This window comes from Bacillus basilensis, from assembly GCF_050630465.1.
GTDB lineage: Bacteria > Bacillota > Bacilli > Bacillales > Bacillaceae_G > Bacillus_A > Bacillus_A basilensis.
On sequence record NZ_JBNTQO010000008.1, the window covers coordinates 94,153 to 119,615 of the forward strand.

Genomic DNA, 25,463 nt, shown 5'->3' on the forward strand with positions numbered 1-25,463 from the left:
TGATTCTATGATAATGCAAAAGAATTTATATGATCCTATTATGTATTTAATGAAAGGATTAATTGATAGGGAATTTTACAGCGGTGGAAAACCGATGCCTGGTAACGATCCAAATGATGTTTTTAAAGAGGGTATGACCGAGGGGTATACACTGGTTCGTGATGGTGCTCGGTTATCGGCAGTTGTTGGAGATAAATATCTGCACTACGATTTGGTTTTTAATGGACAAGCACTGCTTGAAAAGGTCCTTATATCCCATAAAATAACGGGTAAAAAGATGGAGATGCAACTAATTTATAACGCAAACAAACAATTAGATCGAGTACAACCAAGGCTTATTAATAAAGGTAGCGGTATGTTATCTGATTTACCAATTCCCGATGTGTCGTAATGATGCATGGGGATTTTTTAATACAATAAAAAGGGTGATTACCTTTGTTTGAAACAACTTATATAGCTGGTGGTCGATTAGATGCGCCATTTTATCCAACGAAAACTTTTCCGTATATGAAAGGTTTTATAATGGATTCTAAAGCATGGACAGAAGATAAGATGGAATACGTATTACCAATTGACATGGAGTTTTATGCCATTAGCGTGAGTAGTTCTATGTATGAAATCGATGATAAATGGTCGCTTATTGTAAATGACGGTATTGTCTGTGAGGATATTTATACAAAAAAAATACCAGAAGGTATAAGTCTTATGTCCTATATGCAATTAAAGGCTGGAGATAAAATTATTTTTAAATTCCATAACCAAGGAATTAATAATAAGCAAGTATGGATTGCTTTACAGTTTTTGAAGTAATTGGAGGGAGATTATGAGTTTTGCTGTAAATTATATGGCGGGTGGCCGATTAGATGCTCCATACTTTCCAACCAAAACGATTCCTTTTATAAAAGGAAGAAGAATAGGTGTTTATGAAAATATTCATCATAATGAATTTATAGCACCAGTTGATATGGAGATGATTGCATTTTCTATTGGTGCATCAAAATATAACGATAATGACTATTGGAATTTATATATTAATAATGAAAAAATAGCAGATGAAATTTATATGAAAGATGTTCCCGAAGGATTTAATTTTTCTGTTGTTAAACAAATTCCTGCGAAAGCGATTATCCGTTTTGAATATATAAATAAATCTTTAGAGAAAAAAGCTATTTGGCTTAATTATCAATTTTTAAAAGATTAGGAGTGAAGTAAAGTGGCGTTTATTGAAAAGGTATTTCAAGAGGGAAGTTTCTTAGACGATCTTGTAAATGTAGCAACTAGTAACGGATGGACAAAGGTTAAAAGGTTTCAAAAAGCAGGTTATCCATTAGAAATTTTAAAGAATTCTGGTATGAATGAAACATTATACCGGTTTGGAATTGCGGAACATACGATTATTAAAAATGCAGAAGGGGCTATGTATGGATTAGTCCAAATCGCATCTTGGGATATTGCTAAAAAGGATCTTTCGTATAAATTTAATACGGAAGAGGATAAAGCGGAATTTATTAAGGATGCAAAATTAAGATATAGTAAAAATCTTGATCGTTCCTGTTTTTATGTTTATATGATTGAAAAAGATCCTGCATTTAAAGATGGGACAGCGACAGCAGTAGCTTATGATTCTTTCACAAAAATTTTAATAGATGTAGAAGTGAGTAAAACGGATATTCTTATGAAGAATGGCAATCCAAGTATAGATTATACCAGTGCTAATACGGATGTTATGATGTCACCGTTTGTAAAAATTACATTACGTAACCCGAATTTAGAAGGGGTTGATGTAAAAACAAATTGGTGGCCTGATTCATTAGTTAGAGTGACTGGCCAAGTAGATAAGGATCGTGTAGTTTTATTAATTCAAGCAGATAATACACCTGCATTTGAAAATAATGTAGTTCCGGTTACACCTTTATACATGGGCAAAATTGAAAGCTATGCGAAAGATGATCAAATTGGTGACGCACTTTGGGCTGGGACAGCATTTGATACAGGTACAGAAAATAGCTCACATGCATTTGATTTTAATGATAAGAAACCATATAGAAATGTGAATGATAGTTTGCCAATTTTAAAAACGTATCCTAAATCACCGGGTAATGGTATTGATAACGTTATTATTAAGCGTTCGCGATTAGGGGCTAGATATCAAGCGCATTATATTGCTTGGAATGTTGCTCCGAATGAGATGCCGCCTGATAGAAAAGGAGTAAATGGTGGTCAATATCCACTAGCTTGGCAGTCTCATGATAATGATGAATACAAGTATCAATTTAATCCTTCGGTATATAGTGGTCGAGTTCATACATCTCGTGCTTATATTGTTCATCCAGATGAAGGTGTGCGAGGTTTCTTACCTCATATGGTTTTACTATCTCCTTTAGGATTATTGAATGGGGATAAATTAAAAGTGCGAAAAAATACTTGTCCAGATACATTTGATATTTATCGTTTTTATAATGTTGATGCGATTTCGCCAATTACAAAAAGACCAGCGACACCATATCGTCCAGCTGGATTAGGAATTTATGAGAAGTCAATGTAAAGGGGAGAGAAAAACATGTGGTTTGATAAAGTAGCTTATTTACAAACATTACCGGTTGAATTAGAGAAAATGATTACAGAGCGAGGATGGAGTCGAAAGTTATACTTTAAAATTAGAAGTGGTATTAATAAATTTATTGATGTTCGATTATTTGAATCGTTAGGTAGCGATGGAGAATGGCGCAGATTTGGAGTGGCAAATGCTTATGATACGAGCGATTCTGATTTTACAGATGGTAGATTTATTCCTGTGGATTCTCCATTAGGAAAGCTAGGCATGGGAGATGGAGTGAAAAAGGAATTTCAAATTCCGACATTTCCTGTAGTTGAAAGTTCTTTATTAGTGTATGTAAATAGCATTTTACTAGAAAAGGATAAATATAAAGTTGATGCTAAAGCGGGGAAAGTTATTTTTAATCAAGCGATTGCAAAAGGAGATAAAATCACCTGTGAGTATCGATTAACAAATGATGCATACGAACCAAATAATGATATGATTTTCTTTACGTTTAACCAATATTTTATTGAGAAGGAAGTAAAGTTATCAGATGCTGAAAGTGATTTAGGAAACGGTACCGGTTCAAAAAAATCATTTAATTTGCCGTTTTCAAATTTTGATGAAAGTCGTTTTATGGTTTATAGAAATAATCAGATGGTCGATCCGGGGGAATATACAATTTCAGATACAGCAATTGAATTTCAAACTGCCCCAAAAAGTTCCGAGAACATTAAATTTTCTGGAGTGTATTTTTTAGCACCAAAGGCAGACGGAACGTTAGATACTTTAGTAGCAAAGACATCATTTGACGTGCAAAAAATGGAAAGTATTATGGCTGAAGTATATTCTACAGTTAATTTTGTAAACCCTTCGCCTTATACACCAATTAGTTTTACACCAGATGCTCGTTTTACAAAAGATTGGAAACGTGATTCTGTCGTTTATATGTATGGAAATGGAAACAAAGACCGTATTGTTATGTTTATGCGTGTAGATCCAACACCAAGTCCTGTTCGAGCATTATTTGTACCATTATATATTGGAAGAATGTACACATTTGATAATGCACCGCGTAAAAACACTGTAATTATTGGTGGTTGTCGTAACGGAGATCAATATAATTATGCGCCTAATAAAAAAATTGGAAATGCAAATTTAGACTACGGAGAAAATACAGGTAATGGAAATGATTCTGTATTATTAGCTCAATCATACACAGGTGCAATGTATCAAAAACATTATTTATCATTTATTACGCACGATATGGATATTGATAGTGGACAAGGTCGATTTAATCCATCTGTCTATAGTGGGAAATATCATCTGTCACAGATTTATATCGTTCATCCTAATGATGGATATGTTGGGAAATTAGATGATGTTTATGCTGTTCACCCAAAAAATATTCAACAGGCCGATGAATTGGAAATTGAAAAGGAAGTTATAAGTGAATCTTTAGGAAAAGGAAATGGAATGAGAAAAGTTTTCCATTTAGAGCATAAACCGAAAGCAGGAACACTTAAGTTGTTAAATGCATGTACTCTAGTTCCTAATACTGACTTTATTTTAAATGAAGATGATAAAACAGTGACGTTTAAAGAAATCCCAATTAACGGGGTAGAGATTACTGCAAGTTATGAATTTGCACAATTATATCGTTATACGTTGCCGACTACCGCAGTCTCTCCAATGACACAAGCGAAAGCAACACCATTTAATCCGATTGGTCTAGCTATTTATAAAGAAGATATTTAATCATTAATCATATAAGGGGGAATGCAGAGAGTGAGTGAGAAAATTTATTCTATTGCTTCCCCTTCTTTATGTACGAAAAAGAAGAGTCATGTTGTTTCGATTCCTTTGGGATCAACAATGAAGAAAACATATAGTCTCTCGCTTTCTGTTTTAAATCCTTTTGTAAAAAATGCGAATAATTTTCCAGTCAGTTTGCCACCATATTCAAGATTCAAAGCTGTTAAGGAAGAAGATGCTGGGGTATTTGCAACCAAAATAGTAAAGGGAAAAGGTATATTAACAGACCTTGTTGTAGAGGCAATAAGGCAAGTTGAGGTGACTGCAAATATTGCTAAAGTGGATATTGCAAACCTAATGCGGAGTATCAACATGGAACTGTTAAGCATACAGGATTCTAAACCGCTTAAAGAAATTCTTGCAGATGTTCATTACTATCAGAAAGCAATGCAACATGACCGTACTTTTGATATGGAACATATGGAAGGGAACAATGGAAGCAGATTAGATACAAAGTATGCAGATGTAACAGAAATGTCTAGTACAGATCGTAAGATATATAAAGCAGGTAATATGCTCCCAATTGAGCAAGAGAGAGTAAAACAGAAATTACGAGAATTTGCAACCGATGTAGATGAAATACCGCGATGGGTACAGGTTGCACGTATTTTATATGGCGAAGGATTTTATGAAACAATATTGACTGAAAGAAGAGAAAAAGAAATATGTAGTACTGTAGTTAGAAATGTGGATCATGTAGAGATTAGCCAAAAAGAATTACCTGTACAAGATATAAGTGATTTTGAGCTTTATAATAACTTGCCAAGAGAAGTAACTACTTCTTATGAGGAATTTGATTTATTTACTGATACAGGAATTCCGGTTTATATGCCAGATTATGATTTGTTTGCTCGTAAACAAAGAGAAATACAGACTCGTAATATAAATTACAATACAGCGAATAGAAATGCCATTCAGCGAAATGGTGAAATGAATTATTTTGAATTTGTAAATAGAAAAGCACTGAAGATAGATGGAAAATTTATTAATATAGAAGATTTAGAGCGTAAAAAGTTGGAACTTCAAACTAATGAATATGATGTGTCATTTGCGGACCGCATAATGCAAGACATATATACATATGGTGGCCATGTATATAATAACGCTCAAAAACTATTAATAGAATATGATTCATCTCACATAGAAATGAATGACATGAATCATATAACGCATGAATATGAAAGTAAATTCATAAGTGAATATGAGTTATTAGAAAGACAGTACCATTCTAACGAGGTAAATTTAGTAGAAACATTGATGGTATCAAGTCAAAATCATTTGTACATGGATTATAATCTTCCAGAAATGATACAGAGTGATGTGCTCAAAAAAGAAGTAGAAGTAAAATTAGCTGAAGACGAACAAGTTAATAAGAAAACGAAACATGTATGGACTGAATATATACACCATGAGGAAATGGACCTAATACATAAACAATTATTGGGGACTATTCAAGATAACTATGAATTTGCTAGTAGACAAATCAAAAAATTGACCGGATTTTATGAGGAATTTGATCTGTTTAATAGTTTAGGAATCCCAGTTTATATGCCAGACTATGATTTATTTGCTCGTGTACAGAGAGAACTACAAGCGAAACAAATAACAGTTAATTCAGCTAAAAGAGACATACGTTCAGTATATGGTAATGTTCGTGATACGGATCTAGCAGATAGAAGCATGCAAGAGAAAGAGGGAGTCTTTTTCGATGTAGCTGCTATTGATAGAAAAGTATTACAAATGGAAGTGAATGTACCTTCTTATGAACTTTCTAATCGAGTTATAGGTGAGCAAGAAGATATGGGGATATATGGATATGAACATTTCAATCGAGTAAATGGACAGTATCATACTGCTCTAGCAGATATATCGTCCATGAATCGGATTCTAGGTGAAATAGAAACTCCATTTACAAATGCGTATGAATTAGCAAAGCGCGACCTTCATGAGTTGTTAGTGGAGGATGATAGAGTAGCGGATTCTGTATTGTATGATCGATTGTTTATAAGTGAAGAAAGTAATAAACCAATAACAAGTGAAAGAGTTAAAGTCGATAATGAATCAGAATGTATTAGCCCTGTAGAGTTTACAAAGCAAGAACAATTGATAGCACATAATGAAGAAGGATATGACCTTGTTAATAGACGCGTAAAAGAACAGGATTCTCATTACGAAGAATTTGATCTTTTTGATTTAATAGGAACTCCAGTTTACTTACCGGAGTATGATTTATTCGCAAGGATTCAAAGGGAATTACTAACGAATATAGAGACAGCTGAAATAGCTAATAGAGAAAATAATATAGAAGCAGAAATTAATACGGTTGATTCGATTGGTAATCTAGAGAAAGAAGTAGCAACTAATATAATTGATAGTAATGATATAGGACATATTGAGAAAGAGTTACAAACTAGTATTGAACAATATGAAACTGCAACGAATGATAGGAATTGGTATGCAGAAAGTACTATATCTAATCCGATGACAAAGCGAGTGCCAGAAATAGATACGCATATAATCGTTACTGATCAATTAGAGAGAATAATAAAAGAACGTAATACAAATGTAATTAAGGATGAAGAGTTAGAACGACTTACGAAACAACTCATAATGAAAATTAAGCATTTTGATGATATGCGACAAATTAATAATGAGTACGAGTCAAATATTTTTGAAGCAGACGAATGGCAAAGAAAAGCAGATAATAAAGCATCAATACATGAATATGATGTAAGTGAGTTTGAAAGAGAACTAGCTAGTGAAGAAATCCGTACAACTTTAACGAATAAGTACAATACTTTTAATACTACTATTGGTGAGATAGAACAATCCAGCCGAACAGTAGACAGCGAAAGTATACTTGTTGAGAGTGATACTTTTGTATTAGAAAAAGAAAAAGAAATAGAAGCATTGTATGAAGAGTTTGATCTATTCGAAGGATTAGGGATTACAGTTTATTTACCAGATTATGATTTGTTTGCAAGAATCCAAAGAGAATTACAAACAAATATAGATACGTATGAAATAATGAATAAAGAAAATGAAACAAGAGCAGAAATTAGTTCATTCTATCAGTTTGGTAATGTCTTGCAAGAAGTTGATGCGACCGTTGCAACGATAGATAATGTAAAAGTCGTAAAAGAATTAGCTGCAAAAATAATCGATAAAGAGAATTTTAAGATCATTGACAGAGAGTTACAGATTAGTATTGAACAATATGAAACTGCAATGAATGATCGAAACTGGTATGTAAAGAATATTACATCTGCCCCAATGGAAAAGCTTATGAAAGAGGCAGAGGCAAATATAGTAGTCACGGATCAATTTCATAAAGATGTAAGAGAATTTAATACAAATGTAGTGAAGAATGAAGAATTAGATCGTACAGTACGAAATATAATGATGAATATTTTAGAATTGAAGGATATGCATCGGAAGTCAATTGAAGAGGCTTCAAATATACATGAGCTATATGAATGGGAAAGAAAATCAACTCATAAAGCATCCATAAATACATACGGTATGTTTGAAAATGTAAGAGAATTATCTAGTATAGAGATCCAATCAACCCCAGTGAATAGAAGAAATCTCGTTCATACGAATATAGATGAAATAGAACAATTTAATCGCATTTTAGACAACGAAAGTATACTTGTTGAAAATGACACGTTTAAATTAGAAAATATCTATCAGGCAGAAGAACCGGTTGAATTTGAGGAAAGCGATATATTAATCGAAGAAGAACCAAAAATATGGTTAAAACATAGCCGGGAATCTTGGTGGAATAATTGGAATTGGAAGAAAACGAGATAATAAAGTAGAGTGCTAGATTAGTTTTTATTTAAGTATATGATATCGAATATTTGTATTTTATGGCATTATGTAATTTTTAAAATTGAACTGCTAGAGCTGTTGTAAAAGTAAAAGCTTAAGCAGTTCAATTGTATTTTAAATGTCTTTTAGTAAGTAAATTAGTTCCTTTCTGTTATGCATGAAATATTTAAATTTATTGATCCATCAAGCTGTTAATACAAATAGTTAGGGCATAGTAATTGCTACTGATGGAGCAATTGAAATTATTTTAAGATAAAAATGGAGAGGTGATATGATGGTGAGAGTATTAACTCAGCCCGAACCAGGGTGGCAGCGTATTGATGATAGCGATAGGAATATTATCTTTGAAGGAGAAAATTGGTTTAGTGGATACTCTAAATACTCTGATAATTATTTGAAAACATTCCACTATAAAAGTTCTAGTCAACCATCAAACTCAGTACAGATTAAATTTTCTTTCGTAGGTACTAAACTTCGGCTTATTGGACTTGTTAATAATGGTGGTTATGATAGATATGCAACAATCGTTATTGATGGCAATACAGAGAGATTAGATTACGATGCATGGGAGGGAACAAGGCAAGCTGTTATATATGAGAAAACAAATCTTAATAAAGGGCCGCATACAGTAACGATTCTAGGTACATACTTAAATCTTGATGCAATTGATATCGATTCTGATGGTTATGTATTTACACCCAAAAAAGTAGGGGAGATATTAGATAAACCTGATCCTGGTTGGAATCGTTTCGATGATGCTGATTCATTAATTAAGTATGGTGATGGTGCTTGGAATAGATTTACTGATGATAGGTACTATAATAGTACAGCAGTATATTCCCTTACCAAATCAGTTGTAGAATTTTCATTTAAGGGTACAGGTGTCAGACTTGTTTCTAAAAGTGTTAATTTAGGTTATGGTCCTGTAGATATAACGATCGACGGTGTCAAAGAATCATACAATCCAGTACTAGGTTCAGATAACTGGAAAGTTCTACTTTACAATAAAGAAGGTCTAAAAAATGAAGTTCATTCAGTTAAGCTTGAGGGTCCTGAAGGAATTATAATGGATGCTATTGACGTTCTTGATGGAGAATTAGTGAAAACTGCTAAAGTAGGTGACGTTCTGCTTCAACCTGAAACTGGTTGGAAACGAATTGATGATACTGATGTAAATATTAAGTATTCAGGTAATTGGACGTTAATAGACAATCTTTCTGACTACCATAATTCTACCGCTCGATTTAAGCACGCAAAGCAAAGTTCGGTTGACGATAGTGCTATGTCTGCAACATTCAAGTTTAAAGGAACTAAACTTCGAGTTATTGGTGTATCTAATAACACTTACGATAGAGAAGCTCAAATAATTATTGATGGTAAACCTGAAACAATTAGCTTTTATGCTGATAGAGATGTTTCACCTACTAGAGTACTATTATTTGATAAGCAAGGTTTAACTGATGAAATTCATACTGTTGAGTTAAAGGGTGTATTCATGCACCTAGATGCTATTGATATTGATGAAACTGGGTCAATGGTACCACCTACTAAAGTAGGTGATGTGTTACTTCAACCTGAAGCAGGATGGAAACGCATTGATGACACTGATTCAAATATTCAGTATACCGGTAATTGGTCATTGATAGATAATCAACCTCTTGCCTATAATTCTACAATACGATTTAAAAACTCTAAAACTCCAGAACCTGTTGACAATAGTGCTATGTCACTTACATTCAGGTTTAAAGGGACCAAGTTTCGAGTTATTGGTGTATCTAATAACACGTATGACAAAGATGCTCAAATAATAATTGATGGTAAGCCAGAAACGATTAGCTTCTATGCTGAAAGAGATATTTCACCCCATAGAACTCTATTATTTGATAAGCAAGGTTTAACTGATGAAATTCATATTGTTGAGTTAAAAGGTGTATTTATGGCTCTAGATGCAATTGATATTGATGAAAATGGATCAATGGTACCACCTGCTAAAGTAGGGGATGTTTTACTCCAACCGGAAAGTAGATGGACTCGATTCGATGATAGACATTCATTGATTAAATATGGTTCAGGTACATGGGAGTTAGCAACGGATTCTAGGTACTACAATTCAACAAATACATTTTCTAGAGTTAGTTGTGACATAGAATTCAGCTTTAAAGGAACTGGTTTGCGAATTGTTTCTAAAATGATTACTACTACTTCCGGTTATGGTCCTGTAGATGTATTAATTGATGGGGTTACTGAGAAATACAGTATTACAGGTTCTTCAGACCAATGGCAAACACTTCTATATGAGAAACAAGGATTACCGGACGCAGTGCACTCAGTTAAGCTAGTCGCACCTAACGGTATCATAATGGATGCTATTGACGTTCTAGGTGGAGAATTAGTGACACCACCTGCTAAAGTAGGAGACGTTCTATTACAACCCGAACCAGGATGGACTCGTGTAGATGATACAAATCCGTTAATTCATTACAGAGGTGATTACTGGGCTTTAGCTAAGGATGGAGGGTATGAAGGCGGATACAATAAAACAGCAACTTTTAGAGTTCCTGACCACTCGAACAGAACATTAGGGACAGTAGAGTTCTCTTTCAAAGGTACAGGCTTTCGTGTCATTTCAGCAACCTACTCCGAAAGTTCTTGGGAGGATGTTTCCATTGAAATTGACGGTGTGACTGAGAAATATAAGGTTAACACTACAACTGATCGGGCCAAGACTCAGTATCAGGTTATACTATACGAGAAAAACTTACCCGACAGCGTTCATAAAGTAAAACTTTCAGGTACTCAATGTACATTCGATGCTTTTGATATAAAAGGAGGAGAATTAGTAGAAACTCCTACTAACCTTGGTGATGTATTATTCGAGCCTCAACCTGGTTGGCAACGAATTGACGATACAGATAGTAATATTGAATACAATGGTGTATGGGCAACAACCGATGCTGATGGTAGATGCTACAACAAAACCATTCATTATAAACATGCAAGTTCAAACATCCCACCTGATTCTAACCCAGTTTCTATAAAATTTAATTTTACAGGGACAAAGTTTAGAATTATTGGAATTGGGTTATCTGAGTATGAATCTGGCGCTAAAATTCTAATTGACGGAGTAGAAGAAACTATCAATTTCTTTAGACCCTCAGGTTTAACTGCTATCTACCAGTCGTTAATATACGAGAAGTTAGGTTTATCAAATAAATTGCATACGGTTGAAATAAAAGGTAAATTTATAAATCTCGATGCTATTGACATTGATGAATCTGGTTCAATTGGAAGTAAGCCATCAGTTAAGATTGGAGACCAACTAAAACAGCCAGAGGCAGGTTGGAAACGCCTTGATGGAACCGACTCGTTACTTAAATATCAAGGTACTTGGGAAAAAGGCTCATCTTCTGACTGGTATAATGGTACTTATCATTATGTAAAAGACAATGACTCTAAAGGTGCAGTTGAATTCGATTTTTATGGAACTCAGCTTAGAATTATTACTTGCTTCGATGTTGCATCATATCGTACAGATGACATATCAATTACAATTGATGGCGTGACAGAAAAGTATAGCGAGATAGCATCTGCTAAGGTATATCAAGGTCTTGCATATGAGAAGTTAGGCTTAACTAAAGGGAAGCATAGAGTTAGAATTCAGTGTGGAACTAAAGGCACTTATCGACTTAATATTGATGCAATTGACATTGATGCAGATGGTTATATTGAAAAACCACCTATAACAGTTGGAGATTTCTTAGCTACACCAGAAGACGGTTGGAAACGTTTCACAAAGGAGAATATGTATTTTGATTATACCGGTGGCATGGATTACCAAAATCAAACACCACCAATCAAGTACTCGTTCGATAAAATTCAGTTTAGATTCTTCGGTACAAAATTTAGATTGATTTATTCGTCTAACTTAGGCTCAAATGAAGAACAACTTGGTAACGTATTAATTGACGGAGTGAAGTATCCTGTTAATATGTTCCCTGTATCCGGACCAGCTAAAGTCGCTTGTGAAGTACTTAACCTAGATGAAGGATACCACGTGGTAACAGTCAACGGTGGAACTCATGAAGGTTGGGACCCTCAATTTATTGGTGTTGATATCGACGCTACTGGAAACATTGATAGACTACCTGTAAGTATTGGTGATGTTTCTACTTATCCAAACTATGGATGGAAACGTTATGATGACAACTCCACATACATTCAATATGATGCTAACTGGAGTAAAAACGTAGCCTATAATGGTGCTTATGGCGGAAAAAGTACTTGTGCTAAAAAGGGTAAAAATGCAAGTATGGTATTCAGATTTAAAGGTACTAAGTTACGACTCATTGTTGGTTGTGCTACTAATCAATATTATTCAGATAGAATCAGAGTAAAAATTGATGACTTACCGGAAGAGTATTTTGACGCTATTGCACCACAAGATACAAACCAAGTCTTGAAATATGAGAAACTCGGTTTAGAAGATATTGAGCACGATGTAACGGTAACAGTTATTACAAATCAACCCGGTGCTTTAGAATATGACTTCCGTATGGATGCTATTGATATTGATGACACTGGTACTCTTGTTTCACGACCTGGTGTAGGTACTGTTCTTACAGAGCCTGAAAAAGGTTGGAAACGGATTGATGATACCGATCCATTAATTCGTTATATCGGTAACTGGAAACTAACCACGGGTAATGATAAGCACTACAACAAGACAACTCATTACAATCTCGACAAGAAACTTGATACGAGTTTCGAATTTGAGTTCGTAGGTACTAAATTTAGACTTCTATCTTATGGCGACAATGGTTACGATGCAACTTCTAAAGTATTTATTGATGGTAAAGAAGAAACTATGGTTTACAATAGTCCTTCAGGTAACCAAGTCATACGTTACGAGAAAATAGGTTTAGATCGTGGCAAGCATACTGTAAAAGTGATTGGTAAAGCTATGTCGTTAGATTCCATTGACATTGACGCTGACGGATACTTACTTGCTAGATTAGGTGACAAGTTAGTTGAGCCGGAACCTGGTTGGGTACGTTTCGATGATACTCATAAGAATATTGAGTACAACGGTTTCTGGAAAACAACTGAAGCTGATGTTAGTTGCTACAATAATACTCATCATTGGAAGAGTAAGGAAGACAATAACGATAGCACCATATCAGCTAGATTTGTATTCAAGGGTACTAAGTTCCGATTAATTAGTATGACAAGTCCATCTTATCCTGAAGACATTGAATTGAAAATCGATGGCCAAAAGGAAATTCTTAAACTTTCAGGAGAAGGTATGCAATATCAAACGTTTGCATATGAAAAGAAAAATCTTGAAGATATGATTCACGTTATTGAGTTGTCAGGGAAATACATCAGTATCGATGCTATTGACTTAGAAGAAGGTGCAACACTATTAAAGATACCCGATGAGAAATTAAAACCATATCAAATAAGAAGTGGTTTAATCTTTAAGGATGATTTTGATACGTTCGATTCCAGATGGATTGCATCTCCTGTCGGTAGCTATTCTTTAATTGATCGAAAAGGATATTTTAGAATGCTACACAATGTTTCGCGTGATACATTATTACTTGCAGATCTTCCGAATGAGAAAGAATTCGCATTTGAAGTATCTGCTGATTATACGCCAACCCATGAAGATGACAAAGGCGGTATTATCGTTTGGAAAAACGGTGAGGAGAATATTGAGTTTTTAGAAACAGAAGATGGTACTCGAGAAACAACTGAATTGAAGTGGATGGCGTGCAAAGATAATGAAGATTGGACGTTTTTTTCTGATTATGGCGAAGGTTTTAATTTTTATGACTCAGATAGAATGAACTGTAGTAAGTTTGGTGTTGTATTAAAAAAAGGATCGAATTCAAAGTTTATAAATCTTGATATTGATTCCATTATTGCTACAAGAGGAAGAAAGTTAACCATTGCTAATATAGCGCCGAATATAAGTGTGCAGATGGAAGATGAATTTGGGGGAATTATTTTCAATGGAAATACAGGGTATAACACAGGTATTCAAATTACTCTCCCGTCACTAGAATTTGCAGGTAAAGTTATTTTGAAAAATGTAGAAGGTAAAGAATTGGGTGTTATTAAGACTACATTCTATGGTGGAGATGTATATGGATTCGGATCTAATTTAGAAATTAAATTTTCAGGTGAGGAGCTTTCAACATTAGCACAAACTCGATTGCCAGATATGATATCAGGGAAATCAGAAATTATGCTAGAACTTGTGAATCCTTCAGTTGCACGAGCGAATAATGTGAATTTAAGTATTGCTCAATATGAAGATAAATTTGGATGGTCATGGGCGGATCTTGCGTTAGACAGTAATGGTAAACCAGGTCAATATCAAGATAGTATCAATATTCCTTATGTAAATCCAGAAAAAACAATAAAGTTTTGGTTAAAAGTAACAAAAGGAACAGATTATGTTGGCCTTGCTCCATTACAATTTCAAATACATCTTGAACATGAGTAGTTGGGGGTGAAAAGATGGGAACATCAATGGTCGTAAATCGATATTATAAGCAAGAAGAACAAACAGACAATATTCTTCCCAAGCTTATCGAAAAAAAAGTAAAGGTTGAGATTAATAGTAACGAAAAGAAGTATATACCTATTGAACTAGGTATAAACAAGTATGAACTTAGGACAATCTTTATTGAAAATACAGCAAATAATGATTATGAGTGTACAATTTTTGATAAACAAAAAGATGGGCAAATTCAGTACAGCAGTATTAAAGAAAAAAGAACATACGATATAATCAATATTCCTTGTGATGATAAAGATCAAACAAAGTCTTGTCACCTATTTATTGAAAATTTTAGTAATGTTCCTTCTTTGTATACTGTGGTATTAAAAGTAACGACATTAATTTAGAGGTGAAATTAAATGACTAAGGCTATTTTTACTAAAGGTATGTGTAAACGGTTTGAATTATTTGATACGTTTATACAAGTAGCTTTAAATGCAGGTTGGAGACTACGTGAAGGAGCGGATTTAACAAATAGGTTAGTTGAAATATATACTGATGGCTATAATGGTGATAAACACTTGGCCGTACAGCTAAATGCTTTTGATGGTGATTGGGGTGAAGTTTCTGATTGTAGAAAAACAGATTACGCAGACGCAACTATGAGAATGGGAGTATTGAATTCTCCAACAACCTTTTATTCCGTAGATGGATTTGATACTTTTTGTTTTTTTCCCGGAAGACAATATGATAGCAATAATTATACTGGGGCTAGAAAATATAATAGATTATGGGAAATGGAATATTTTTACTACGCAGATAAAGAGGTTATTATTTTTTTAGTTAAACCTTTTAGATACACGGGCCTAGGTAATACCCTTATATATTTAGGTTTTCCAGAACAATCATTTATTGAAGAAAGCAAGAGAAATGAACGTAAACCATATTCAGGTGCTATTTATGCTAATAGTGGCCATTCTGGAAGATATACAGGGCAGAATAAGTGTAAGGTGTCAGATAATCCTAAGAATTTACTAGAGGTGGAAAATGCAATAACCATTGCACAACCAACGATGAGCATAATTTCACCATTATCACCTAATGTTGATAATAAATTTGTACTAAGTGAAGTGTTTTATGGTGACAGCAATACTGGAACTAGGGGGCGATTAGGTAGAGTGTATTTTTTACAGCCAGGTGGTATGCTGGATGGTGATATAATTCACATTGAAGTAAATAATGAGATTCAAAAGTATAGATATACAACATTGGGAGGTTCTAGTAATAATTACACGTCTTTTCCTACTCAAGCAGTAGCATTAAGAATAGAATGAGGTGATATAAAGTGAGTATCATTTATAAAAGAGAAACATGTTTAAGGAAGGATTTATTTGATTCATTTATAAAAATGTTTGTAGAAGCTGGATGGGAAGTTCTTGAGGATAATGGTACAGAGAAAGACTATCGAATTGTAATACATTCTAAAGGAAGTAATGGAAGATCACCAATGTATTTAGCTTTTTACCCTTATTCAGGACAAGATGCACTTGGAAAACCGAGTTATGATATTAGAAAAAATAATTCAACGGATGGACTTTTTAAGTGGATTAGGGAATGGGATTATGAAAATAAAAAAGAAATAAGTATTTATGGGAATTGGAATAGGTTGAATTTCTTTTATCGAAGCCCCAAGCTAACTTATGGTGGTGAACTAACATTGAGCCAAGATCTGGAAATGGAATACTATTGTTATGCTGATTTAGATAGAGTTGTTTTTATAGCTATACCAAATGTGACGATTTTAAAGCAGCAAAAACCAGGTCAAGCTGTACAACCAATAGTACACTTTTTTGGTATACCTGAAGAAACATATGTTGAAGAAAAAAATGAACCATCCTATTCCTGTGCGATACATGCAAGTAGTAGCACGTCGTATTTTGGTATGGATTATGCTTTCCTTATATGTAATACACCTAAAAGGCTTTTAGATAATTTTGCATATCAAAATAAATTTACGTATTTAACGTGTTATCCTGCACCGGCAGAAGGTGGGGCAAATAATGGGACAATTATGTTATGGGACTTATATATAGCAGAGGTGAATGTTGGTTTAAGGGCTAAATTGGGATTTTTACAATGCTTTAAACCTAATGGTAAGATTATAGCTGATGGAAGAAGTGGAGATACAATTGAAATTGAAACTGAGAATGGTATTGAAGTTTATTTACCATTTTGGACAAATTATTTTTCATACGGTAGTGAATCCAGTTCCAAAACTACTTCTTCATTTGGTAGTGAAATATCATATTTGGCTATAAGAATAAGATGAGGGATATGAATGATGGCTACTTATAGAGGAATAAAATTAACTGTCAGTCACCAAGGTAATAAACCAGGAATTCGAATTAATGATAAAACAATGGGAAAGATAGTACCTGAAGTTAATATGAAGGAACAGGGTAAACGGATAATTACAAAAACAAGTGGTAAAGTGTTACCTCAGATTATGGTGGAAAATTATGGGGAACGAGAAGTTAGAAAGACTGCTGGACAAGAAGTTTCGAATCCGATATACGTAATTAAAGGGAGTCGTGTAAAAACAAAGGTAATGAGTACTTTTCTTCCTATCCCATTTTTAAAAGAGGGGGTTCGAGTTCCAAGTGGGACATTTGAAGGTTTTTTTCAGCAAAATCAGTATATATCTGAGGAACAAATCCGTAATCAAGCACTACCAAGAAAAGAACCATTAGAATCACCATGGAAAAAGCGAACGTATAGCAAAAAGAATTTGAATTAAAACAATAGCGTGCCAAAGCAGGCTTTTTTATTTTGCTTTGAAATGTAAAAAGGGGGGTGAAAGTTTTGAACGGATTCATGAACTTGTAAAAATGTTAAATGTACTGGATGTTATTAATACCACCCAATTTAAAGTTGCTTCTGTAATTAGTGGGGGATTGGGAACTATATTTAATTTTTTATATGGTAAATCTAATTTAATTTGGATTATCATTTTGGTATGGATAGTTGTATTAGATTGGATAACTGGTAGTAAGGCTTCAAAATTAGATGGTACGTATTCATCACAATATGGAATTGAGGGCATTGCACGAACTGTGGTGCTTTTTTTATTACCTTCTTTAGCGCATTTATTTGATATTGCATTTAAACTACCAGGGTTTTTCTATTTTATGGTAACGGGTGGTTTAATTTATCATATTTTTAATAGCTTTACAGCAAATTGTGTACGGATTAGCTGGGATAAATGGATTCCTACTTAGTTGTTAGAAAGTGTATCTTCTGAAATTGGGGCGAAAATTAGAAGATCAAAATCTAGAAAAGAAATAAATCAAATAAATACAGATTGATTCAGTAGCTGCACAAAGTATGCGAGATTTTTGGGTAAAGGTTGTGAAGGATACAAATGTCCTAGCATTTGAACCAATTTATTTTAATGTTCATCTAAAACATAATTGAGGTGAATACAATATGGGAACTGTAATGAATTTTATAGATATACATCCGAAAGAGGGATTACACCATCAATCCTTATTGAGAGGAATGTACAAATTACAATTGAACCAGGGAAAGTTCTATATACGCCACTGGATGTAGGGTGTAACAAATACGATATTCGTACGATTCAAGTTACAAATGATTCAAACGTTGAAGCAATGTTATTTATGTACGATCAAAAAGAGAATGGGAATCAAGTCTATAAAAGCTTATCAGAAAAAAGAACATATGATATTTGGGCTATTCCTTGTGAGGATAAAGATCATACAAACAAGGTACATCTTTATATAGAAAATAGGGGCGTAGCAAACTCTACTTTTAATGTTTCTATAAAAGCAATACGTTTAAATTAAGGAGGAACATATAAAATGACGAATAAAATTTGTAAGTTACACAGACTAGAGCGCAGAGAAGTCTTTATGAAGATTATCGATGAAATGAAAAAGGCTGGATGGCAGCAATTAAATGCTGACAAACCGGATAAGAATAATATTTTTGTTATGTATTCTACAGGTAATGATGGAACCAAAAACAATTATATTGAGCTGCGTCCTTATGATACGCTTGCAAAAAATTCTTCATTATCAAGTTCGTATGATATAAGAGAACCGAATGTGAAATATACAGATGGTAGTTACAGACTAATCAGAGGTTACGATAAAGAGGGTGGGAGTGGAACTGGAGAAGAAGCTTGGTTCTCTTTAGTATTCCATCAAGGGAAAGCAAATTATTCTAGTGGGGCAATTGCTTTAAATTATGAAAAATATATGGTTGACCTATATCTATACGTCGATAAAGATACTGTCATTTATTGTGTATATGCAAATGATGATGAAATCCCATCTCACAAAGGAAAGACAGTGATTGGTTTTATAGGTCTTCCAGAGGAATACTATCAACCGGAATTATTTTCACCTTATTCATGTCCGTTCAGTGTTATGTTTAGCTGCGGTTCTCGCGCTCAAACAACTGCACATACAACTGATAGAGCTAAATTTGCAGGGGCCTCTTCATCTTCTAATACAAACTCTACATTTTATTGGGATAAAGTCTTTCTGAAGGCCCCCTCTAATGAAGGAAAGATAGTTTTCACTCCTTTATACATGGGAGATAGTAGTGATGGATTCAGAGGGAAGTACGATGGCTTTTACATCTATAGAGGTAGCGGTTTTATTTATGGTGATATTACAGAGGTTGTTGAAAATGGGGAAATTCATAAGTACAAATTATTTTACACGTCGGCCCCTATATCTAATCAATTTAATTCATTTAGTGATTACTATGTAGCTTTACGGATTGAATAAGTAGGAGGTAAGTATATGGCAGTACTTCAAGGTATGATCATATCTCCAAAAAATCTATACCGTACGGGAACACGCGAAATTAATACACATCAGGGTATAATCATATCTCCAACAACGCTATATCATGAGGGAATACGTGAAATCAATACACATCGTCAAGGGGGTATTGTTAATCCAATCGATTTTTCACATACAGGCGTTAGGCAACTCCTAACACATCAAGGGGGTATTTTAAATCCCGATGATTGGATACGAACAGGTATTAGGCAAATCTCTATTCGTCGAGGCGTTATGCATAACTTATCTCAAAATAAGGGAGGAACTTCTGAAAAAGAAGTAATGAAACCGCCACGAAATGAACCACTAGAGTATGCGTGGAAGAAAATGAATATGTAAATCTTTTATACGATAGCGTGCCAAGGCAGGCTTTTTTATTTTGCTTTGAAATGTAAAAGGGGGTGAAAGTTTGGAAAGGATTCATGAGCTTGTAAAAACATTAAATGTACTGGATGTTATTAATACCACCCAATTTAAAGTTGCTTCTGTAATTAGTGGGGGATTAGGAACTATATTTAATTTTTTATATGGTAAATCTAATTTAATTTGGATTATCATTTTGGTATGGGTAGTTGTATTAGATTGGATAACTGGTAGTAAGGCTTCAAAATTAGATGGTACGTATTCATCACAATATGGAATTGAGGGCATTGCACGAACTGTGGTGCTTTTTTTATTGCCTTCTTTAGCGCATTTATTTGATATTGCATTTAAACTACCAGAATTTTTCTTTTTTATGGTAACGGGTGGTTTAATTTATCATATTTTTAATAGTTTTACAGCCAATTGTGTACGGATTGGGTGGGATAAATGGATTCCTACTTGGTTGTTAGAAAGTGTATCTTCTGAAATTGAGGCGAAAATTAGAAGATCAAAATCTAGAAAAGAAAAAAATTAAAGAAAGGCAAATATAAAAAATGATAGCAAAAGGAGCAGCCTCAATTGAGGTGCTCTTTTTGTTTATGCAAATATTAAAGGGGAAAATACGAAATGAAAAAATTAATGAAACAATGTAGCGCGTTATTTATCATGTGTATTATTTTATTTTCTTTTTCTGCAAGTGCTTTTGCAGATAGAGAAATGATTATTCCAGATTTACCTAAGCAAGGATACAGATATGGTGTGGGTGCATATGAGGGAGTAGTAGCACATTCCACAGCGACACCAGAAGCACCTGCTATCAATATTAGAAATTATGAAGCTAGAACATGGAGAAATGCATTCGTTCATTATGCAACGGATTGGGATGAAACAATTCAAATCGCTTCTACTAAATATCGTGCATGGGGTGCAGGTCCAGCGGCAAATGCTAGATTTGTACATGTAGAACTTTCTGAGACTAGTGACCCAATTAAATTCAAAAAATCGTATGAAAGATATGTAAAGTTACTTGCGAAAATTTTAAAAGATAGAAATATCCATCCGAGTGTTGGATTATGGACTCATAAAGATATCACATACAAATTAGGCGGTACAGATCATGAGGATCCACAGGGGTATCTTGCTTCACATGGTGTATCAGAAGCTCAATTCCGTTCTGATGTTTTAAAGGCGTATAATGGTCATTCTGTCACTGTGGAAGTAAAACCACAACAACCATCTGAAAGTGTAACGGATGTAACAGGAGTAGCTTATATCGAAGGTTTAAATGTAAACCTTCGATCTGGCCCATCCACAAGCAATGATGTCATCCGTAAGCTACAAAAGGGTGAATCATATAAAGTCTGGGGTAAAGTAGGAAACTGGTTGAATCTTGGAGGGAATCAGTGGATTTATAACGATTCATCATACATTCGCTATAAAGAAGAAACTTCATCTGTGGAAGGTAAACGTGTAGTTTCTAAAGTGAATGACTTACGATTCTATTCAAAAGCTTCCTGGGCTGATAGCGATGTTGTAGGAACTGTCGGTGAAGGTTTAGGGTTCACTATCGTTGATAAAGTATCTGTAAATGGTTCACCACAATATAAAGTGAAGAATAGTAGAGGTAATGTGTTCTATATTACAGCTAGTTCTTATTATGTATATGTGAAGTAGTGAGTAATGGAAAAGAAGGATTTAATAGGAATATTGAATCCTTCTTTTTAAGATCTAGTTAAAAAGTTCCTGCAGTACGTTCTGTTAAATACTTAGTATCTAAATAACTTAGGTCTTGAACATGTTGATGTAACTTCTGAAGTAAGTGCTTATCTTTGCATAAAATACTAATATCAAAACCATCAACTATACTCAATAAAAATTCACAATCACTAGTATTAAAGTCTGATGCTGTTCTTATCCATGTTGGGCTATTCTTTTTCATATCAGGAAAAGCGCACATTGTTAAGAAGACTAAAAAGTATTTTTTGTTTATTAAGGTTTGTTTTAACTTATTTTCAGTTATGAAACGTTCGTCGCCGAGTAATTGTTCAAATGTAAAGTTACCATCAGAGTCTTTTAGGTATATTTCGGCAGTATCTATTTACCAAATGAAATTGTTAGAATTAAAAAAGTTCTAGTAATTTTAATATGGACAAAGTGAACTACTCGCCACTTAGCAAAGCTTGAAGTGGGAGCTTCTCAGTTCCACGACGAAAGTAACCTTTCGTCTCCCTGAGCGTTACTTCGGGGTGTTCCACCCCTAGTCCAACGCATGGATGCTCTTTTGGTACGGTTGATATTTTACGCAGGAACCGAATGGCTTGGTTTTCGCACTCTATTTTCTTCCTGCAACCTTCTATATCAAGTTATCAAAGAACTTCATATAGCTAGTTTATCAAAAGTTTTTGGCTATGCCAAACCGAAATTCATCTCCCACCTATCATTGGGCTACGCCCTTCACACGCTTGAGGAAGGAGAATTCTTTCGGGGAATACGTTAAAGTTTTCATCTTCTGGAGCGTGAAAATGTATTCCTATATTCATTGAATGCTAGTCTCCCTTTATTTATATTATTTAAGGGAATTGCCGGCTCTTAATCGAGGCGGCTTTTTTTGTTTTAACCAATATTTTCTTGAAAACCCCTTCTAAAAGAACGTTATTATCATATAAGAGTCAAATATTTTAAGTATTTTAAGACTAATTCCCTGGTTGCTGTAAAATATAAAAATAATAGACTATATTCTGAGGGAATCTAGAATATAGTCTATCATTATAGGTTTTAAAACATTAATTCAGGGATTTTTAATTGATTTTTAAGTAAGTTCCAAGTCTCATCTAGAATGGGTTTGGGTGGTATGTAAATAATTGTTCCATCTCGCCCTCTTGTTAAAATAACTCTATATGCATTGAGTTTAATTTGGAATGGATCTTCGACACCCCATTGATAGTGTTGTCCTTTCCAAGCCTCATTCTGTAGATAAAGATCATCATCCCAATGAACGAGCGCCATATCTAGTTCAAGTCCTTGTGTTTGAAATTCAGTTGCGCTGTAGTTGAGGTTTTTACAATAGTATTGAGATCCTGGATAGTTAAAGTATTGAGCGATCTTACTAGGCTTTTCATATCGTTCATCTCGTGGTAGAACAGGGACTTCTTTTTGGCGATCAGCGCCACCGGCACAGACGACACCAACTGTTGTTGTATCATCTTGATAAAGCTGATTTAAAGTAATTTTTGCTTTGTCTAAATCACGCGTAATAAAAAGCTGATAATGTTCCTTCGGTAGGTTATGAATAAGCTGTTTGGTTTGTTCAAAATTAATATCTAATAAAGTATTAATAATTTCATAGTATTTTAAAGCTGCATGAGCACGGAAAGATGAATTTAAATGTAGCTGAGAATGAGTTCTATAATGTGCTGCATTTGTGAATACAGAATTAGGGTGTTTAGAATGAACAGTCACGTTTTTTCCAGCGATCGCAGTATTCCACAGAGGGAGACTGCCTTCTTCCCCAGAATAGATCTCTTGACCTTCACCAATTAAGCCAATTGTTACACTCCACGGCTTATTATTTGTTGTAATATTTATTATAATATCCGGTTCACTTAAGTGTTGGGCATCTCGCTTTCTTCAAGTGAGTGACTGGTCGACTTTTTTTGTATCCCATGCTCGTTGTGCTTCATCAAAAATGATAATTTGTTCTTTTGGAATCATTTTCTTTTCGAGAAAATCCATTTTATATCCATATAGGCCTTGTACGAACGTTCTATTTTTCAACGTATCTTGTAATACGTCTACTAATGGCCCGTTACCAGATAAATAAACTGCATTTTTCATTTCATGTGCAATGGTCAGACCCAAATATGTTTTACCTGCTCCTGGCTCACCAGATACTAAAATTAAGTGATGGGTATTTGTATTTTGTGCTTCTTGAATAATTGTGCGTATAGTTTGTTGTACTTTTGGAAAATTACTGCTTGATATTGCTTTAATGTCAGGGAGTGGTTCATTATGTAAAATGGAACGAGCAGCTTCTAGCATAGAAGGTGAAGGTTCATAGAAACCATTGATTATTTCCTCTAGCGTCAAAGTTTGTACTTTTGTTTTATCTAATATTCGGTTAATAATACTTTCCAATCCATCCACTGTTGAAAGGGTTACTTGATAATCTTTTTGGAATTCCCATCGTTCACCTTCATAGTTTGTAAGCAATAGAACACCTATGACTTGCATGTTAGATTGTTGAATAGCTGAGTGATAATGCTGAAGATCACGCATATAAAGCGATGTTTGAATGTATTCAGAAGGTGAAACGTTATTATAACTTTTACATTCGATGACTATCAAATAACCATTAATTAATAAAAGTATATCTGGACGACGGCCACCTCCACGTAAAATCTCATATTCAAAAATAAGTGATGCATCTAAATTAGAAAATCGATTAAATAAATCTTGTAGTTTATTGTAACTATCAATCCATGCTCTCTTTTGAGAAGCTATTTTGGGATCATTTGCATTGGTTTTATAAACATGATATTGCCATTGTTTAATGAATGATTTTAAATCTAATTCTTTAAATTGTTCAATAGTTCCATCCTAGCCATAGTTCAAGATAAATGCCTCCTTAAGAAGTAGTAGAATATATGTAAACCTTTTAATTTTATACATATAGCAAACTTATTCGAAATTCTTCTTCTTTCTATGAAACTTCGTGACTTTGTTCTAGATCTATATTAGCATTTGTGTATATAAAGTAAAAATAAGAGGGGCTACTATATGAAAATAAAAAAATAACATATAGCATGATGATTAGTTTACTACTATTAACATCATGTGATATATCAAATGAAAAAATTGAACAAAAAGCACAAAATTATACAAAATCGGAGTATGGTCTTTCTGTTAAACTAGATCAAGTTGAAACAATTGGAAACGGTAAGGATATACTAGGACCAGATGTACGAATAGCCCATGTACAGCAAGTAGATAAACCGTATTTACAATTTCAATTATCATTCGATGGACAAGTTTCTCCAAAAGTAGTGAATGATAATTATAAAATAAAAAAAGAAGCGAATGATTTAAAAGAAAAATTCAATACATATTATGCTGGAAAAGGGAATAATGATTTATTTACGTTTGAACAAATGTATACAGGAGATGCTGTTTTCGATAAAAAGGATGAAGCAGAAATAGAAAAGAAAAATCCACAAAAATATGTTACAGCGGTGTTTAGAAGTAATATCTTTTTGGATGTAAACAATCCCGCACATATGGAAAAATTAGCGGAGCTTGCAAGAAGTGTTCAAGAATTTAATAAAACAATTGAAAATAATAAGAGTAGCGTGGAAGATATAACGATTCAGCTGCCAAGCGCTAAGAAGGAATTATTACAAAATATTGTAGTAGATTATGTATTAACGGCAGAAAATGCAAAAAAGACTCTTGAGAGAAAAGAGGATTATATGGAAGCGTTACAGCATACTAAGTAAAAAATCGATAATTATATTTTTTATTGGTTAATATAATT

At 33.9% G+C, this 25,463-nt stretch carries 17 protein-coding genes and 3 pseudogenes; 18 read left to right on the forward strand and 2 right to left on the reverse strand.

Features of this window, described 5'->3' with window-relative positions; translation table 11 throughout:
* Positions 1–7 precede the first annotated feature (7 nt).
* The 17 genes and pseudogenes from ACQVV1_RS17105 to ACQVV1_RS17185 all read left to right on the forward strand — a co-directional run bounded on the left by ACQVV1_RS17105 (position 8) and on the right by ACQVV1_RS17185 (position 21,607).
* Positions 8–391, forward strand: a complete 384-nt coding sequence (locus tag ACQVV1_RS17105) for a hypothetical protein (RefSeq protein WP_000605840.1) — start codon at positions 8–10, stop codon at positions 389–391.
* A 44-nt stretch (positions 392–435) separates the two neighbouring features.
* Entirely contained in the window at positions 436–810 is a 375-nt protein-coding gene (locus ACQVV1_RS17110) for a DUF8551 domain-containing protein (protein ID WP_000464270.1), read from the forward strand.
* A 13-nt stretch (positions 811–823) separates the two neighbouring features.
* The gene (locus ACQVV1_RS17115; RefSeq protein ID WP_000006644.1) at positions 824–1,201 is read left to right on the forward strand and encodes a DUF8551 domain-containing protein; all 378 of its coding nucleotides are present in this window, start codon (positions 824–826) and stop codon (positions 1,199–1,201) included.
* A 12-nt stretch (positions 1,202–1,213) separates the two neighbouring features.
* The gene (locus ACQVV1_RS17120) at positions 1,214–2,545 is read left to right on the forward strand and encodes a hypothetical protein (protein WP_336376637.1); all 1,332 of its coding nucleotides are present in this window, start codon (positions 1,214–1,216) and stop codon (positions 2,543–2,545) included.
* A gap of 15 nt (positions 2,546–2,560) precedes the next feature.
* Positions 2,561–4,297 carry a hypothetical protein gene (locus ACQVV1_RS17125; RefSeq protein ID WP_252209332.1) on the forward strand — a complete coding sequence of 579 codons (1,737 nt, stop codon included), beginning with the start codon at positions 2,561–2,563 and terminating at the stop codon, positions 4,295–4,297.
* A gap of 30 nt (positions 4,298–4,327) precedes the next feature.
* Positions 4,328–8,167, forward strand: coding sequence for a hypothetical protein (locus ACQVV1_RS17130; protein ID WP_431169206.1), 3,840 nt, complete (start codon positions 4,328–4,330; stop codon positions 8,165–8,167).
* A gap of 295 nt (positions 8,168–8,462) precedes the next feature.
* Complete coding sequence (locus tag ACQVV1_RS17135; protein WP_431169207.1) at positions 8,463–14,699, forward strand: hypothetical protein; 6,237 nt, start codon at positions 8,463–8,465, stop codon at positions 14,697–14,699.
* Positions 14,700–14,713: 14 nt separating this feature from the next.
* A complete protein-coding gene (locus ACQVV1_RS17140) occupies positions 14,714–15,103 on the forward strand; it encodes a hypothetical protein (protein ID WP_431169208.1) in 390 nt (129 codons plus the stop codon).
* Positions 15,104–15,115: 12 nt separating this feature from the next.
* A complete protein-coding gene (locus ACQVV1_RS17145; protein WP_431169209.1) occupies positions 15,116–16,030 on the forward strand; it encodes a hypothetical protein in 915 nt (304 codons plus the stop codon).
* Positions 16,031–16,041: 11 nt separating this feature from the next.
* Positions 16,042–17,025, forward strand: a complete 984-nt coding sequence (locus ACQVV1_RS17150; RefSeq protein ID WP_431169210.1) for a hypothetical protein — start codon at positions 16,042–16,044, stop codon at positions 17,023–17,025.
* Between the two features lie 9 nt (positions 17,026–17,034).
* Complete coding sequence (locus tag ACQVV1_RS17155) at positions 17,035–17,493, forward strand: hypothetical protein (protein ID WP_431169211.1); 459 nt, start codon at positions 17,035–17,037, stop codon at positions 17,491–17,493.
* Between the two features lie 91 nt (positions 17,494–17,584).
* Positions 17,585–18,061: pseudogene (locus ACQVV1_RS17160) on the forward strand (phage holin family protein).
* A gap of 114 nt (positions 18,062–18,175) precedes the next feature.
* Entirely contained in the window at positions 18,176–18,562 is a 387-nt protein-coding gene (locus ACQVV1_RS17165; RefSeq protein ID WP_431169273.1) for a hypothetical protein, read from the forward strand.
* A gap of 15 nt (positions 18,563–18,577) precedes the next feature.
* On the forward strand, positions 18,578–19,513 hold the full coding sequence (locus ACQVV1_RS17170; RefSeq protein WP_431169212.1) for a hypothetical protein: 936 nt from the start codon (positions 18,578–18,580) through the stop codon (positions 19,511–19,513).
* Between the two features lie 15 nt (positions 19,514–19,528).
* Positions 19,529–19,909, forward strand: a complete 381-nt coding sequence (locus ACQVV1_RS17175; protein ID WP_431169213.1) for a hypothetical protein — start codon at positions 19,529–19,531, stop codon at positions 19,907–19,909.
* Positions 19,910–19,979: 70 nt separating this feature from the next.
* Complete coding sequence (locus ACQVV1_RS17180; protein ID WP_336376631.1) at positions 19,980–20,468, forward strand: phage holin family protein; 489 nt, start codon at positions 19,980–19,982, stop codon at positions 20,466–20,468.
* Positions 20,469–20,560: 92 nt separating this feature from the next.
* Positions 20,561–21,607: an N-acetylmuramoyl-L-alanine amidase gene (locus tag ACQVV1_RS17185; protein ID WP_431169214.1), complete on the forward strand. Its 1,047-nt coding sequence runs from the start codon at positions 20,561–20,563 to the stop codon at positions 21,605–21,607.
* A gap of 58 nt (positions 21,608–21,665) precedes the next feature.
* On the opposite strand, the pseudogene ACQVV1_RS17190 reads toward ACQVV1_RS17185, so the two are convergent.
* Positions 21,666–22,086, reverse strand: a pseudogene (locus ACQVV1_RS17190) (DUF2691 family protein).
* Positions 22,087–22,708: 622 nt separating this feature from the next.
* Positions 22,709–24,520: pseudogene (locus ACQVV1_RS17195) on the reverse strand (DNA/RNA helicase domain-containing protein).
* A 215-nt stretch (positions 24,521–24,735) separates the two neighbouring features.
* Here ACQVV1_RS17195 and ACQVV1_RS17200 point away from each other — a divergent pair.
* Entirely contained in the window at positions 24,736–25,425 is a 690-nt protein-coding gene (locus tag ACQVV1_RS17200; protein ID WP_431169215.1) for a hypothetical protein, read from the forward strand.
* Positions 25,426–25,463: the final 38 nt, after the last annotated feature.

Excerpts from the sequence above, each read along its gene's own strand:
- ACQVV1_RS17145 (WP_431169209.1), top strand. The coding sequence starts at position 15,116 with ATGACTAAGGCTATTTTTACTAAAGGTATGTGTAAACGGTTTGAATTA.
- ACQVV1_RS17135 (WP_431169207.1), top strand. The coding sequence starts at position 8,463 with ATGGTGAGAGTATTAACTCAGCCCGAACCAGGGTGGCAGCGTATTGAT.
- ACQVV1_RS17185 (WP_431169214.1), top strand. The coding sequence starts at position 20,561 with ATGAAAAAATTAATGAAACAATGTAGCGCGTTATTTATCATGTGTATT.
- ACQVV1_RS17155 (WP_431169211.1), top strand. The coding sequence starts at position 17,035 with ATGATGGCTACTTATAGAGGAATAAAATTAACTGTCAGTCACCAAGGT.
- ACQVV1_RS17105 (WP_000605840.1), top strand. The coding sequence starts at position 8 with ATGATAATGCAAAAGAATTTATATGATCCTATTATGTATTTAATGAAA.
- ACQVV1_RS17140 (WP_431169208.1), top strand. The coding sequence starts at position 14,714 with ATGGGAACATCAATGGTCGTAAATCGATATTATAAGCAAGAAGAACAA.
- ACQVV1_RS17115 (WP_000006644.1), top strand. The coding sequence starts at position 824 with ATGAGTTTTGCTGTAAATTATATGGCGGGTGGCCGATTAGATGCTCCA.
- ACQVV1_RS17200 (WP_431169215.1), top strand. The coding sequence starts at position 24,736 with ATGATGATTAGTTTACTACTATTAACATCATGTGATATATCAAATGAA.
- ACQVV1_RS17175 (WP_431169213.1), top strand. The coding sequence starts at position 19,529 with ATGGCAGTACTTCAAGGTATGATCATATCTCCAAAAAATCTATACCGT.
- ACQVV1_RS17125 (WP_252209332.1), top strand. The coding sequence starts at position 2,561 with ATGTGGTTTGATAAAGTAGCTTATTTACAAACATTACCGGTTGAATTA.
- ACQVV1_RS17170 (WP_431169212.1), top strand. The coding sequence starts at position 18,578 with ATGACGAATAAAATTTGTAAGTTACACAGACTAGAGCGCAGAGAAGTC.